The organism is Pseudomonas flavescens (assembly GCF_013408425.1).
GTDB lineage: Bacteria > Pseudomonadota > Gammaproteobacteria > Pseudomonadales > Pseudomonadaceae > Aquipseudomonas > Aquipseudomonas fulva_A.
In genome coordinates this window covers 293,780-308,240 of sequence record NZ_JACBYV010000001.1, presented here as the reverse complement: position 1 = coordinate 308,240, position 14,461 = coordinate 293,780, and the positions used below count along the sequence as shown (strand labels likewise).

Annotated in this window: 9 protein-coding genes, 1 tRNA gene and 1 pseudogene; 5 read left to right on the top strand and 6 right to left on the bottom strand. The window is 61.0% G+C overall.

Annotated features, from left to right (window positions below; translation table 11 throughout):
* Positions 1-48: 48 nt before the first annotated feature.
* From FHR27_RS01380 to FHR27_RS01365, 4 genes are all read left to right on the top strand, one after another.
* A tRNA-Gly gene (locus FHR27_RS01380) sits at positions 49-122 on the top strand.
* Positions 123-401: 279 nt separating this feature from the next.
* Entirely contained in the window at positions 402-1,424 is a 1,023-nt protein-coding gene (locus tag FHR27_RS01375; protein ID WP_264650087.1) for an ABC transporter substrate-binding protein, read from the top strand.
* Positions 1,425-1,436: 12 nt separating this feature from the next.
* The gene (locus tag FHR27_RS01370; RefSeq protein WP_179537572.1) at positions 1,437-2,489 is read left to right on the top strand and encodes a FecCD family ABC transporter permease; all 1,053 of its coding nucleotides are present in this window, start codon (positions 1,437-1,439) and stop codon (positions 2,487-2,489) included.
* Positions 2,486-3,283 carry an ABC transporter ATP-binding protein gene (locus FHR27_RS01365; RefSeq protein ID WP_179537571.1) on the top strand — a complete coding sequence of 266 codons (798 nt, stop codon included), beginning with the start codon at positions 2,486-2,488 and terminating at the stop codon, positions 3,281-3,283. Before FHR27_RS01370 ends, FHR27_RS01365 begins: the two co-directional genes overlap by 4 nt.
* A gap of 12 nt (positions 3,284-3,295) precedes the next feature.
* On the opposite strand, the gene FHR27_RS01360 is transcribed toward FHR27_RS01365, so the two are convergent.
* On the bottom strand, positions 3,296-5,410 hold the full coding sequence (locus tag FHR27_RS01360) for a TonB-dependent siderophore receptor (RefSeq protein ID WP_179537570.1): 2,115 nt from the start codon (positions 5,408-5,410) through the stop codon (positions 3,296-3,298).
* Between the two features lie 341 nt (positions 5,411-5,751).
* Between FHR27_RS01360 and FHR27_RS26790 the strand changes: the two are divergent.
* A pseudogene (locus tag FHR27_RS26790) lies at positions 5,752-5,850 on the top strand (DNA-binding protein); the annotation flags it as partial.
* Positions 5,851-5,992: 142 nt separating this feature from the next.
* Here the strand turns inward: FHR27_RS26790 and FHR27_RS01355 are convergent.
* The 5 genes from FHR27_RS01355 to FHR27_RS01335 form a co-directional block, all read right to left on the bottom strand.
* The gene (locus FHR27_RS01355) at positions 5,993-6,805 is read right to left on the bottom strand and encodes a hypothetical protein (protein ID WP_179537569.1); all 813 of its coding nucleotides are present in this window, start codon (positions 6,803-6,805) and stop codon (positions 5,993-5,995) included.
* A gap of 873 nt (positions 6,806-7,678) precedes the next feature.
* Positions 7,679-8,917 carry a multidrug effflux MFS transporter gene (locus tag FHR27_RS01350; protein ID WP_179537568.1) on the bottom strand — a complete coding sequence of 413 codons (1,239 nt, stop codon included), beginning with the start codon at positions 8,915-8,917 and terminating at the stop codon, positions 7,679-7,681.
* Positions 8,914-10,206, bottom strand: a complete 1,293-nt coding sequence (fabF, locus tag FHR27_RS01345; protein ID WP_179537567.1) for a beta-ketoacyl-ACP synthase II — start codon at positions 10,204-10,206, stop codon at positions 8,914-8,916. Before fabF ends, FHR27_RS01350 begins: the two co-directional genes overlap by 4 nt.
* A complete protein-coding gene (locus FHR27_RS01340; RefSeq protein ID WP_179537566.1) occupies positions 10,203-13,325 on the bottom strand; it encodes an efflux RND transporter permease subunit in 3,123 nt (1,040 codons plus the stop codon). Before FHR27_RS01340 ends, fabF begins: the two co-directional genes overlap by 4 nt.
* Positions 13,322-14,428 (bottom strand): efflux RND transporter periplasmic adaptor subunit, encoded by a 1,107-nt coding sequence (locus tag FHR27_RS01335; protein ID WP_179537565.1) that lies wholly within the window; start codon positions 14,426-14,428, stop codon positions 13,322-13,324. Before FHR27_RS01335 ends, FHR27_RS01340 begins: the two co-directional genes overlap by 4 nt.
* Between the last annotated feature and the right edge of the window lie 33 nt (positions 14,429-14,461).

Sequence of the window (14,461 nt, the reverse complement as noted above, 5' to 3'; positions counted from 1 at the left end):
GCGGGCTTCATTTCGCAGACGACTTCCGGTATAAAGACGCACGCAAAAGCGGGCTTCGTATAATGGCATTACCTGAGCTTCCCAAGCTCATGACGAGGGTTCGATTCCCTTAGCCCGCTCCAGATCGGAAACACCAAAGCCCTGCTCTCGCAGGGCTTTTTCGTATCTGGGCGGGAGCCGTTCCTCGTTGTGGCACGTGACGCGAAGAGTAGCTGCCACTGCCTGCAACCCTGTGTCATTTCACGCAGCCGGATGACCGCTTGTACCCAGACCGACCGCTGGAATCCGCCACGTATATAAACCGGATGATGAGAAAGATGACCAGGCAACGCGCTTACCTATTGGCAGTAATGCTTCTCGCTTTTCTTTTCTCTAGCTTTTCCCATGCGGAGTCTCGCCAGGTGGTCGATGTGCTGGGCCGCAGCGTTACCGCGCCCTTGCCGGCCAAGCGGGTGATTCTGGGTTTCAACTTCGAAGACTACATAGCCGTAGGTGGTGATTCGGCGTTCGACTCGGTGGTGGGCATTTCGCGGGGCGCCTGGGAAAAGAAGGTGCCCTTGAACTGGCAACTGCATGTGGCTCATCGCCCGGCCCTTGATCGCCTTGCTGATGTGGGCGAGGTGGAAACGCAGAGCTTCTCGGTCGAGAAAGTGTTGAGCCTCAACCCGGATCTGGTGGTGCTGACGGCCTGGCAATTCGAGGGTTTGCCAGATGAAGTGGCACGCCTGCAAAAGGCCGGTGTACCGGTACTGGTCATCGACTACAACGCGCAGACCCTGGAGCGGCACGTCGCCTCCACCCTGCTGCTGGGGGCCGTGACCGGGCAAGAAGCCAGGGCACGGGAGTTGGCCGACCTCTATACAACCGCCGTCAAGGACGTGGAAAAACGTATTGCCGATGCGCACAAACCCAAGCCGCGCATCTACCTCGAATTCGGTAACAAGGGGCCGGCCGAATACTCGTTCACCTACGGCAAGAACATGTGGGGCGCCCTGGCGACAGCCGCGGGTGGCGACAACATTGCGGCTCCCTTCGTGGAGTGGTGGGGGCCGATCAATCCTGAGCAGGTGCTGGTTGCCCGCCCTGAGGTCATTGTCATCTCCGGTCGCGAGGACAACAGCAACCCAACCGCGCTGTCCATGGGCCCCGGTGTAAAAGCCGAGACGGCGCGCCAGCAATTGCAGGCGTTTGCCTCTCGCCCAGGCTGGGCGCAATTGCCTGCCATCCGCGAAGGGCGGCTGTACGGGGTTTACCAGGGAGCGTCTCGCAGCCTGGGCGATTTCGCCATGCTGCAATTCATCGCCAAGCAGCTCTACCCGGAGCTGTTCGCCGATCTCGACCCCGTGGCCAATTACCTGAACTACCACCGCACGTACTTGCCGGTGGCCGCCGAAGGCACGTACGCCATCGGCGTCAATGATTAAGCCCAGCCTCCCATGACCCCATCGACACTCGAAAAAGACGCCATTGCCGAGCACCGCCTGCGTGAGCGCAAGCGTTGGCGCAACTGCCTGTTGTTCGTCCTTCTGTGCGGCGGCTGCCTGGTACTGGATATCGCCACGGGGCCTTCACTGCTGTCGCCCTGGGAAGTGCTGCAATCGCTGCTGAACATTGGCGATCGCCAGCCAATGACCGACACCATCGTCCGTGATCTGCGCCTGCCCGTGGCACTTATGGCCCTGGCGGTAGGCGCCGCTCTGGGCGCCGGTGGCGCACAGATGCAGACTTTGCTGAACAACCCCATGGCCAGCCCCTACACCCTGGGCATGGCAGCTGCAGCGGGGTTTGGTGCAGCGCTTAGCCTGGCCTTCGGCAGCTTCGGGCTGGGCGCCTTGATCGGCGTGCCACTGGGCGCTTTCGCCTGTTCCATGCTGGCGGTTCTGTTCCTGTTCGCGCTGGCCACGCTGCGTCAAGCCGGCAGCCATACGATCATTCTGGGAGGAATCGCCATGCTGTTCCTCTTCCAGTCGCTGCTCTCGCTCGTGCAGTTCCTGTCCTCGCCGGAGCTCTCCCAGCAGATCCTCTTCTGGCTGTTCGGCAACCTCGGCAAAGCCACCTGGACGACCCTGACCATCACCGCGGTGGTGACCCTGGCCTGCTGCCTGATTCTCATGGGTGACGCCTGGAAGCTGGCCGCCCTTAGCCTGGGTGAAGCGCGAGCGGTAAGCCTGGGGGTGAACATCCGCTGGCTGCGCCTGAAGATTCTGATACTCGTCGCCGTGATGACTGCAACGGCGACCAGCTTCGTTGGCGTAATCGGTTTCGTCGGGCTGGTAGCCCCACACATCGCGCGGCTGCTGGTCGGTGAAGATCAGCGCTTCCTGCTGCCGCTCTCCGCACTCTGCGGCGCCTTCATGCTGTCGGCGGCATCGGTGCTGTCCAAGTCCATCCTGCCCGGCGCACTGTTCCCGATTGGTATCGTGACGGCCATCGTCGGCGTGCCATTCCTGCTCTGGTTGATATTCGCACCACAGCGAGGCAGACCATGATCCAGCTCGACGAACTCAGTATCGCCCGCGCTGGGCGAACCATCATCAACGGGCTGAGCACCAATCTTCAGGCGGGCGCCATTCATGTCGTGCTGGGCCCCAACGGCACCGGCAAGACCACCTTGTTACGTGCGCTGATGGGCGACCTGCCGCTGGCAGGCGGGCGTATTACCCAGGGGCAGCAGAGCCTAGCTGGCGGCCGGCATTCGCGACGAGTACTGCAAGCCTGGCGCGAAGACTTCGCCTATATGCCTCAGGACTGCAGCAGCGAGGTGTCGCTGTCGGTGCTCGAGGTCGTGGTGCTGGGCAACCTGGGTCAGATCGGCCTGCGCCTCGATGACGCGCTGTTGCAGCGCGCCATGGAGAAGCTCGGCCAGGTAGGTATCGCGCACCTGGCCGGGCAAGCAATCGGCTCACTCAGCGGCGGCCAGCGGCAGATGGTTTTCTTCGCTCAGGTATTGATGCGCGAACCGAAAGTCATGCTGCTGGATGAACCCGTCAGCGCCCTGGATCTGCGCCATCAGGTCGCCCTGCTCGACCGCGTGCAGCATGAAACACGCGCCAGGAACCTGGTAACGGTGGTCGTTCTTCACGACCTCAATCTGGCCTGTCAGTACGCCGACAATCTGCTGGTGCTGGTCGATGGCAAGCTGGCCGCCAGCGGCCATCCAGGCGAAATCATCACCGCTGAGCTGATCAAGGCAACCTACGGCGTCACGGTCGACATCCTGCGGGATCGGCAGAACCGCCCCGTGGTGCAGCCGCTCTCCGGTCAGGCATGGGTAGATGCCTGACCGGAACAGCCATCAGAAGGTGTAAGCGAACCCTGTCTGAACGGTGCGTGGCTCACCCGGATAGGCATAGGCGTTGAAGGCGCCTTCTTCGTAGCCTTTATTGAAGACGTTACGCACATCCAGATTCAGCCGCAGGTGCTCGTTGACCTGATAGAAGCTCAGCAGGTCGGTAACTGCATAGCTCTCCATGGTGTAGGTCTGCGCCGCCGTCTGGCCGGCACGATCATCCACGTACTTGAAGTTGGCGCCCAGGCCCAAGCCACGCAGCGCGCCATCGCGGAACTCATACACGCTCAGCAGGTTGAAGCTGTTGCGCGGGATGTTGGCTTGGCGGGTGCCACGCGGTAGCGAGTTGTCACGCGTCACTTCGGAGTCCGTGTAGGCATAGCCGCCGATGACTCGCCATTCGGGCGTCAGATCACCCGCCACGTTCACCTCGAAGCCACGGCTGCGCACTTCACCCGCGGCAATCCGAAAGGCTGGGTCGACCGGGTCGACGGTCTGGACGTTTTCCTTGGTGACGTGGAACACCGCCGTATCGATGCTCAGCAAGCCACCCAGCGCTGCCCACTTCATGCCCAGCTCGTAGGCCTTGCCCTCCTCCGGATCAAACCCGCCACCCAGACGCGCCGCGCCGGAGTTGGGCTTGAACGATTTGGAGGCGTTGGCGTAGACGGCAACGCTGTCGGTCAGGTCGTAGATAACGCCGACACGCGGGGTCACGGCGTTGTCGGCCATGTCCCAGTCGGCGTTCACCGGCCTGAGATCATCATAATCATGTTCGAAACGCTCGATGCGCACGCCGCCCAGCACTTTCAGGCGCTCGGTCAGGGCTACCTGATCCTGCACGAAAGCCGCCCAGGTCTTCAGCTTTTCGCGATCATGAGTGGTGATATTGCCCAGCGCTGGGCGTGGCTGGCCGAGAACCGGGTTGAAGATATTGATCGGATACGCAGCGGTGGAGCGATTGATGATCGACTGGTAATCGTAGTTCTCGTACTCCGCGCCAGTGATCAGGGTGTGGCCGAAACCGAAGGTATCGAAGTGACCGGTCAGGTGCAGTTGCACGTCATGGTCGGTCCATTCGAGTTTGCGGTAGTTGAAGTTGCGGTTGAGCGTCACACCATCAACGGCAACACCGTTGGCTTCCACCGCATTGCCCTTGAGCGAGCCGTCGAGGTACTGATAACCGCCACTCAACGCCCAGTCATCATTGAGCTGATGCTCGAAGCGCAGTTGCACCATGGCGTTATCGTTGTGCAGTTTGTTATCGGTGCCCTTCTCCCAGTAATAGGTCGAGTGGCTGGGTTGCCCGCGCTGGGTCGGGTAATGGGTCAGGCCGCGATCCAGCGGGTGATTGTTGCGCATGAAATCACCCTCCAGAACGATGCGCGTGTCGTCCGACACCTGCCAGCTCAACACCGGGGCGATGCCATAGCGCTCGCTTTCCACATCATCACGAAAGCTGTCGCCCCCTTCGGCCATGACATTCAGGCGATAGGCCAGGCGGCCCTCCTCGTCGAGCGGGCCGCTGGTGTCCAGCGTGCCACGACGCAAACCCTGATCGGTGAACTGGCTGCCAACCGTCGTACGCTGCTCGGCCAATGGCTGCTTGGTGATGACGTTGAAGGTGCCACCGGGATCACCGCGACCATAGAGCGTCGCGGCTGGGCCACGCAGCACTTCGACTCGCTCCAGGGTGTTGGCATCCGGCGAGTTGGGATAGCCGCGATTGATCGGGAAGCCGTTGCGGTAGAACTCGCCGGTGGTAAAGCCACGCACCGTGAAGGTGGTCAGCCCCTGGCCGCCAAAGTTGTTGGCACGACCTACGCCACCCGCCTGATCCAGCGCCTGCTGCAAGCGAGTCGCGGAGATGTCCTCGATCACATCACGGGACACCACGCTCACCGACTGCGGCGTCTCGTGCAAGGCGGTATCGGTGCGCGTAGCGCTGGCCGAACGCGTGGCGCCATAACCAAGCACAGGGCCCGTGGCACTCTCGCTGGTGCCAGTGATGACGGAATCCGGAAGCTCGACTGCCGCGCCTTCCGACGCAGCCAACGTTGCGGCATGAACGCCAACGGAACACAGGGACAGCAGGCAGATTGAGGCGTGATTCCAGCGCATGAAAGGCGGTCCTGGTGGGAGGGGCCGCGATTCTAATTCAGTTGATATTCACTAACAATTGCACTGGAGAATCAAATGCAAATCAGCGGATCTGCAAGGCACAAAGGGCAAAGAGGCTGAAGACACAGCCGCTGGGATCACGAGCAGACCCGCCCCATCGGTGCCAGCCACTGAGCCCTGCTCGCACAGCCCCCCATCGCTATCTAGAGAGGCGAGCGGCCCACCGTCGTACCGACGCGAACCCCAGTACCATAGAAAAGGTGAAAGAATTATTTTAGTTCCGACACCGAGCCAGCTGGCGGCTCATAAATAAATCTGTCCCCCTTTTTTACAAATATACTTTTTGGATTGCTAGCGGGCAGATCGCGCCAGAGATAGGCCAGACAAGCCCAGACTACGACGAAGCAAACCGAAACTTGAGCCAACCCAACGCGGGATAGCGATCACCCAGGAAGCTAGACGCTGGATTGCCCGGACACATGGAGCCAAGTGGGACTAAAGCTATTCGAATGGTAACGATTAAGCTAAGGGGCTGGCTTTAGCCAATCCCCAACGAACGGAGCGAGCGATTTGTACCACTTGTTATGCGCTCTTGTTTGCTGAAACTAATAGCTCATTAATATATTTAACAATTTTTTCATTTAGTTCAGTCCATTTACCGCTAAGGACGTGTTTCGGCTGAATTGAATACCTAGCGCGGCCTTCAAAAGCAATTTTTGTTGTGATCGTGCACGTGTGCAACCTTATAATATTATCTGAGGGCATTATTTGCATGCAGCTAATTAGTGTGTTCGGATGATTTCTAGAGACATATAAGGCTCTCCGCATTGCTGTACAGCGTATGTAATCTTCTTCAGGGAGTGAATTTTTATTTATAACTGCGCCAGTTGCAGGGCAGGTTGTGTCATCAAATTTTCGGTAGCCCTCTATGTCGCTCGTGACTTCAGAATATTTGGCTTTTGGGGTAAGACTTAGCCACTGCAGTTGCGCGCCAAGTTCATTCTCAGCGCTGTAAGATATGCGCACAGTGTCGACGTGGCTTCCTATGAGATAATTTTGGCTGGCACCATCTCTTTTTTTGTTTTCGTATATGGTCTCGACTGTTTTGTCGGACACAAATAGGCCTATACCAACATAATCATTATAGTCCCTCCCGACTGGAGGGTATGATATGGCTTGATCTGGCGCCGTTAAATAGAAAGCTATCCTACTTTGGTCGGGTGCACTGCATTTTGTATCTGGAACGGGTTTGGCGCATGGGATTTCTATAAAACCTTCTGTGACACCAATAACTCTATTGTTAGGAATGTTGTATTTTATTTTTATTGCAAATATTAAGAATATAAAAGTGGCAAAAATCATTAAGAGGATCCTTGTTTTTTTGTAACGTGACATGGCGACCTCAAGCAGAGAGCGATAACTATTTATTTTGAAATTATTGCAACTGGGCGCATAACGTTTGGTTAAGGGACGGGCTTTAGCCCGTCCCGAGCGAGCGACATAAACTACTAGTTAGAGCTGTTGGATGTAAATACTTGCCTCGCAAGGCGCACCAAAACCATAGCTGTTCTGACTGTTACTATGATAATAATTGCCAGAGCAGATATGTAAAATGTCAGCATCGAAATTGCTATCGGCCAGAAAGCAGCATCCGCGCCTTCGTTGTAGCATTCCCCCAAAACTCTAGGACATCCTATATATAGGTAATAAATACTGGCACAAAAGCGTACTGACAGTGCCAGGAGCGAAGTAAGTAGCCATAGTTTGATATTCTTAGGGTGCATACTAGCTCAGTAATTAGATAGTCTTCCGCGCTAAGCCAATAGTGAGGAAAGCGGTATAACTACAAAAATGCCTAACTTCAAAAATCAAGGAAGACGTTATTTTTCAATAAATTAGAATGCAGAACATCCACCGAGGCGTGCTCGCTTGACTTGCATATTTCATGCTTTCATTACTACTGGACGTGTATACACAAAGGCGTGGGGAAGGTGCAAGGCCCGCGAGAGGCTGTGTCGAAAAAGTGTCGAAAGCACTGCGGTGCAAAGCTGAGTAAAGCGTGTAAAATCCGCGCGCAAGCGAGCAATGCAGGGGCTTTGCGGAGCCTTGCTGTAGCTGGAAAAGGGTTCGACTCCCTAAGCCCAGATTAGAAACATCAAGCCCTGTTTTTGCAGGGCTTTTTTGTGAGCGATGTTCAAGTGTGTCGATAGCCCATCGAAGCCTCACTAACTCGCAAAGAACATCCAACCGCTCCCTCTCCAGCCATTCCTAACTCGACGCTCTGACCGTCCTACTACTCAACGTGAACAACACCACCGCAACAAGGCAAACCGCAACCTGGGTTGCGCCCAACGTCCTTACCGGCGCGAATTCCAGCACCGACACCAGCCAAGTGGTGATCGCGGCGGCGCCCATGGTCAGGAAGCCGAGCAGTGCGGAGGCCAGGCCCGCCTCCTTGCCGAAGGGGCCCATGGTGATGGCGGTGCCCAGCGGGTTGGCGAGGCCCATGCCCCAGAGAAAGATCACCATCGAGATCGAGTACCAGCCCAAGCCAGGGTTGTTCGGGCCGATTAGCAGCAGGCTGCCGGCCACCAATGCGGTGACCAGGCCCAGGGTGGTGATCGTGCGGCTACCAAAGCGATGGGCCAGGCGTGGCGCGGCCATGCCGGCGGCGAATACGACGAACACGGTAGCGGCGAAGTACAGCCCGGCCTGCAATGACGACAAGCCCATCCCGCTCATCAGGATCGCCGGTGCGGCTGCGAAGGAGGCGAACAGGCCGCTCATCAACAGGCTCACCGAGGCGGCCGGGAGGATGAATTTGCCGTCGCGGAGCAATCTGCCGTAAGCGGCCACCACGCTCGGTGCCGAGAGCGCGACTCGGCGTTCTCGGGGCAGTGTTTCGCCAAGACCCCGGGCGTAGAAGAAGGCGATGACCACGGCGGCGACTCCGACCATCAAGAAGATCGCCCGCCACCCCAGCGCGGTGGTCAACACGCTGCCGAGCAATGGTGAAAATCCGGGTGCTGCCGCAGTGGCGATCATCGTCAGCGACAGCGCACGTCCCAGGGTTTCGCCTTCGAACAGATCACGGGCAATGGCCCGCGCCAGCACGGCGGCGGCGCAGACCCCGAGCGCTTGTATGACGCGCCCGGCAATCAGCACGTCGAGGCTGTTGGCGAAACCTGCGACCAGTGTGCCGATCACGAACAGCGCGAGGCCGCCCAGAACGAGCCGCTTGCGCCCGTACCGATCTGCCAGTGGCCCCACCACCAATTGAGCGAATGCGAAGGTGATGAAGAAACTGGAGAGAGTCAGCCCCAGTTCGCGAGAGGAAACGCCAAGCTGCTGGCCGATTTCCGGGAAGGCAGGAAGGATGATGTTGGTGGAGAGGATGCTGATCGCCGAGAGGCTCGCCAGCAAGGCGACGATTTTACCCGTCAATGCCGGGCTGCCTTCGCGAGTCGTTGCGGCATCGAGTGCTACCGGCTGGCTTTCGGCGCTCATGGCGTGGCCTCCCAGCGGCGGAACAACACGCTGGCATTGACGCCGCCAAACCCGAAGCCATTCGAGAGCGCGTGGGTGATGGGCATCTTGCGGGCCGTCAGCGCGATCAGGTCGAGCCCTGCGGCGCGCTCATCGGGCTCGCCCAGGTTCAAGGTAGGCGGCGCGACCTGATCACGCAGCGCCAGCACCGTGAAGATCGCTTCGATACCGCCAGCCGCGCCCAGCAGATGGCCCGTGGCGGACTTGGTCGAGCTGATGGCGACGGATGAGTCCTGGCCGAACAGCGAGCGGATGGCCGCCAGCTCGCCCTTGTCGCCAACCTGGGTCGAGGTGGCGTGGGCATTGATGTGCTGCACATCGGCGGCGCTCAGGCCTGCCTGGGCGAGCGCTTGCTGCATGGCGCGGCGGGCGCCGCTGCCATCTTCCGGGCCGGCCGTGAGGTGGTAGGCGTCGGCGCTGGTGCCGTAGCCCACCAGTTCGGCCAGCGGCGTGGCGCCGCGTGCCAGGGCGTGCTCCAGCGACTCGATCACCAAAAGCCCGGCGCCTTCGGCCATGACGAAACCGTCGCGGTTTCGGTCGAAGGGCCGCGACGCCTCTTGCGGCCGCTCGGCAAAGCCGGTGGAGAGCGCACGGGCCGCCGCGAAGCAGCCAAGGGTCACGCGGTCGATGGCCGCTTCCGTGCCGCCACAAATGGCGACGTCCGCTTCGCCGCTTCTGATCAGCCGGGCCGCATCGCCAATCGCCTGCACGCCAGCAGCGCAGGCAGTCACTGGCGCGCCGAGCGGGCCTTTGAAACCGTGACGGATCGAGACGTGCCCCGCCGCCATGTTGGCGAGAAACGACGGCGCGGTGAACGGCGAGAGCCGGCGTGGCCCACGCGAATCGGTAATCCGCACGGCTTCGGCCATGGCACCGAAGCCACCCACACCCGAGGCGATGATCGTCGCCGTTCGCTGCTGCTCTGCTTCGCTGGTCGGGTGCCAGCCGGCCTGCTGCAAGGCTTCCTGCGCGGCAACGAGGGCGAACTCGATGAAGCGGTCCATCTTCTTGCGTTCTTTGTCGGGGATGATCAGCTCGGGTCGGTACCCGGCAACGGCATCGTCCTCCAGCATCGGCACTTGCCCGCCCACGGTTACACCGGTGCCTTCGGTGATCGCTGTCGGCAGCGTGGCAATGCCCGAGCGCCCGGCCAGCAGCCGGCGCCACACCTCGTCGACGCCACAACCCAGCGGCCCGACGATACCGGTGCCGGTTACCACGATGCGTTTATGTCTTTGCGAATCGATCATTGCAGGCTCCTCGTGTTCGCTGTGCGCCCGCCTCGTTCGGCGTCAGGTCGCTCGGCGGTGACGGTGCTGGGGCGAATCTTGAACCAGATGGAATACATCGCCGGCAGGAACACCAGGGTCATGATGGTGCCGACGAAAGTCCCGCCGATCAGCGTGTACGCCAGCGTGCCCCAGAACACCGAATGGGTGAGCGGAATGAAGGCGAGGATGGCCGCCAGCGCGGTCAGCAATACCGGCCGGGCTCGTTGTACCGTGGCCTCGACGACCGCATTGAACGGGTCGAGCCCCTCGCTTTCGTTATGGTGGATCTGCCCGATCAGGATCAGCGTGTTGCGCATCAGGATGCCCGATAGGGCGATCAGGCCAACCAGGGCATTGATACCGAACGGCTGCTGGAACAGCAGCAGCACCGGCACCACGCCGATCAACCCCAGCGGCGAGGTGAGGAACACCATGACCATGGCCGAGATCGAGCGCACCTGCAGGATGATGATCAGCAGCGTCAGGGCGATCATGATCGGCAGCAGCGGCAGAATCGCCTGGCTGGCCTTGCCGGATTCCTCGATGGAGCCGGCCATTTCGATACGGTAGCCGGCAGGCAACGTCTCGATGATCGGCTGCAGGTCTTTCCAGACCGCCGCGGAGACGTCGGGCGGTTGCAGCTCTTCGGCAATGTCACCGCGTACGGTGATGGTCGGCGTGCGGTCACGACGGCGCAGGATGGGGTCTTCCATGCGTACATCGACTTCGCCGATCTGCGAGAGCGGAATGCGCTGGCCCGCCGCACCGACCAAGGTGAAGCCCTCGATCTTCGCGGGATCGAGACGAATAGCCCCGGCTGCGCGACCGACCACCTGCACCGAGCGGATGTCTTCGCGCACCGAGGTGATCGGTACGCCGGTGAGCAAGAACTGCAGCTGTTGCGCGACTGTGCTGGAGGTCAGCCCCACGGCCTGCAGGCGATCCTGGTCCAGCGAAAAATGCAGGGTCGGTACCAGTGGGCCCCAGTCGGCGTTCACCGTGCGCATCATCGGGCTGGCCTGCAACACGTCCTGTACGCGAGCAGCGATCTCCCGCAACTGCATGGGGTCGGGGCCCATCACCCGATATGCCACCGGGTATGGCGAGTAAGGGCCGAATACCAGTTGCGTGACGCGCACCTTGGCTTCGGGCGCCAGCCCTTCGGAGGCCGCTTCCCGGATGCGCGCCTTGAGAGCTTCGCGGGCCTCCTGGCTGTCCGTCAGCACCACGATCTTGGCGAACGACGGATCGGGCAGTTCAGGGGCCATGGCCAGGAAGAATCGCGGCGGGCCCTGGCCGATGTAGGAGGTGACGATCTTGGCTTCTTCCTGCTCGCGCAGCCATGACTCGACCTTGATGGCGGTGGCGTTGGTCTGCTCGATGGAGGTGCCGTATGGCATCTGCAGTTCGACCAGCACCTCGGGGCGGTCGGAGGTTGGAAAGAACTGTTTCTTCACCAGCCCCATACCGAGCACGGCCACCACGAACAGGGCGATGACCGCACCTGCCACCAGCCATTTATGGGCGATGACGCGCGCCAGCAGCGTGCGGAAACGGTTGTAGTGGCGGGTGTTGTAGATGGCCGCATGGCCGCCTTCGACCTGTTTGATATTCGGCAACAGCTTCACGCCCAGATAAGGCGTGAACGCCACGGCCACCACCCAGGAGGCGATCAGCGCGATGCCGACGATCCAGAACATGTTGCTGGTGTATTCACCGGCCGTGGACTGCGCGAAACCGTTGGGCATGAAGCCGATGGCGGTTACCAGGGTGCCGGAAAGCATCGGCGCGGCGGTGTGGCTCCAGGCATAGGCCGACACCTTGAAGCGGTCGTAGCCCTCCTCCATTTTCACCACCATCATTTCGATGGCGATGATGGCATCGTCCACCAGCAGGCCCAGGGCGAGAATCAGCGAGCCGAGGGTGATGCGGTCGAAGTTCTTGCCCGTGGCGGCCATCACCACGAAGACGATGGCCAGCGTCAGCGGCACGGCAGCGGCGACCACGACGCCCACACGCCAGCCCATGCTGAGGAAACAGACCAGCATGACCACCAGCAGCGCGACAAAGAACTTGACCATGAACTCGTCGACGGACGAAGTGATGTTGACCGCCTGATCGGTGACTTTACTGAGCGTCATGCCCAGCGGCATGGCGTCGTTGATGCTCGCCGTTTCGGCGTCGAGCGCCGTGCCGAGATCGAGGCCGTTCCAGCCTTCGCGCATCACCACACCGAGCAGCAACGCAGGCTCGCCGCCATGGCGGACCAGAAAGGTGGCCGGGTCTTCATAGCCGCGCTCCACCGTCGCCACATCGGAAAGCTTCAGCGTACGGCCCTGCACGGCAATCGGGGTTTCGCGGATCTTCGCCAGTTTGTCGAAGGCGCCATCCAGGCGCACCACCACCTGCGGCCCGCTGGTTTCGACCGATCCGGCGGGCGTCAGTACGTTCTGGCTATTGAGTGCGGCAAAGATGTCCTGCGGCGTGACGCCCAGGGTGGCCAGCCGGTCATGGGAGAAGGAGACGAAAATCCGCTCGGCCTGTTCGCCGATGATGTTGACCTTCTTGACCCCCGGCACGTGCAACAGCCGCTGACGCAGCGACTCGGCGTCACGCACCAGTTGGCGCTGCGGTTCGCCCTTGGCCTTCAGGGCATACACCGCGAAGGTCACATCCGAGAATTCATCGTTGATCATCGGCCCGACAACGCCAGCCGGTAGCGTCTTGGCTTCATCGCCAAGCTTCTTGCGAGCCTGGTAGAACTCCTCCTGGACCGCCGAGGGCGGCGTGCTGTCGAGCAACGACACCATGGTGATCGCCAGCCCCGCGCGGGTGAAGGTTTCACTGCGGTCGTACCAGCGCAGCTCCTGCATGCGCTTTTCCAGTGGCTCGGCGACCTGATCCTGCATTTCCTGGGCGGTGGCGCCCGGCCAGGCGGTGATGATGGTCATCTGCTTGACGGTAAAGGGTGGGTCTTCCGCCCTGCCCAGCTGGAAGAACGCCAGCGTGCCGGCCACCGCGATCAGCAGGATGAGAAACAGCGTGATGGAGCGCTCGCGGACGGCAAGGGCGGACAGGTTGAAACGCCCCTCGCTCATGGCTGACTCCCGGCGACCGACGCGCCAGCCGCCTGGGCCACCCTCACCTCTTCACCATCACGCAGCAGGTGCGCGCCCAGCGCTACGACCTGCTCGCCCGCGTCCAGCTTGCTGGCGACACGCGCCGCCTCATCACCGATGCCCAGCACCTCAACGGGGCGCCAGGAGACTTTCGCCGGCTCTCCAGCGATGACCCACACGCCGGTGCCATTGCCAGGGTCATGGAGCGCGGCGATGGGCACTTGCAGCACGTTAGCGGCGTTTCTTTCCCTGGCGATGTTCAGGGTGATGGTCGAACCGAGCGGCGCGTTCGCCAGCGCGCCGTCGAGCACGTACCTGGCTTCGAAGGTGCGGGTGGTGGCATCAGCGGCCTCGGAGAGCAAACGCAGTTTGGCGGTAACGGCAGCGCCGCTGTCGCCATACAGGATGGCCTGGGCCGTGGAACCCGGCACCGGGCGCAGGGTTTCGGGGAGGTGCACGATGGCTTCGCGCTGGCCGGCGCGTGCCAGGCGCACCACCGGTTGCCCGGCACTGACCACCTGGCCGGGCTCGGCCAGGGTATCCATCACCACGCCATCGGCATCGGCTAGCAGCGCCGCGTAGCCCGTGGCATTACGCGCCACGTCCGCCTGAGCTTGCGCCGCGCTGAGTTGCGCCTTCGCGGAATCGGCGGCGGCCTTGATCTGATCGTAGGCCGATGCCGACACCGCACCGGCTGCAACCAGGCCGCGATAACGGGCCTCGTCATCAGCCGTCTGCCTGGCTCTTGCACTGGCGGATGCGACCGCCTCCTGCTGGGCGCGCGCCTGCAATTGCAGGTCGACAGGGTCGAGGCGCATCAACGGCTGGCCGCGTTTGACCGTCTGCCCGGTGTCGACCAAGCGCTCGAGTACTTTGCCCGACACGCGGAAACCCAGATCACTCTGGGTGCGTGCGACCACCACACCGGTGAATGAACGAGAAACGTCGACCGCGTTCTCGACCGCTGCCGCCCTGATCAGCGGCGGCTTGTTGCGTGGATCTTTGCTGACGGAAGAATCGCCGCACGCCACCAGGACGACAGGCAATAAGCAAACGACGAAAGTGGCGGGCTTGAGGCGCATGGGTTCCATTACTCAAGAGCAATACGGGAACCA

Bases quoted from the DNA above. Each gene is read 5' to 3' on its own strand.
- fabF (WP_179537567.1), bottom strand. From the start codon at position 10,206: ATGATCGATTCGCAAAGACATAAACGCATCGTGGTAACCGGCACCGGT.
- FHR27_RS01355 (WP_179537569.1), bottom strand. From the start codon at position 6,805: ATGTCACGTTACAAAAAAACAAGGATCCTCTTAATGATTTTTGCCACT.
- FHR27_RS01365 (WP_179537571.1), top strand. From the start codon at position 2,486: ATGATCCAGCTCGACGAACTCAGTATCGCCCGCGCTGGGCGAACCATC.
- FHR27_RS01370 (WP_179537572.1), top strand. From the start codon at position 1,437: ATGACCCCATCGACACTCGAAAAAGACGCCATTGCCGAGCACCGCCTG.
- FHR27_RS01340 (WP_179537566.1), bottom strand. From the start codon at position 13,325: ATGAGCGAGGGGCGTTTCAACCTGTCCGCCCTTGCCGTCCGCGAGCGC.
- FHR27_RS01335 (WP_179537565.1), bottom strand. From the start codon at position 14,428: ATGCGCCTCAAGCCCGCCACTTTCGTCGTTTGCTTATTGCCTGTCGTC.
- FHR27_RS01360 (WP_179537570.1), bottom strand. From the start codon at position 5,410: ATGCGCTGGAATCACGCCTCAATCTGCCTGCTGTCCCTGTGTTCCGTT.
- FHR27_RS01350 (WP_179537568.1), bottom strand. From the start codon at position 8,917: ATGAGCGCCGAAAGCCAGCCGGTAGCACTCGATGCCGCAACGACTCGC.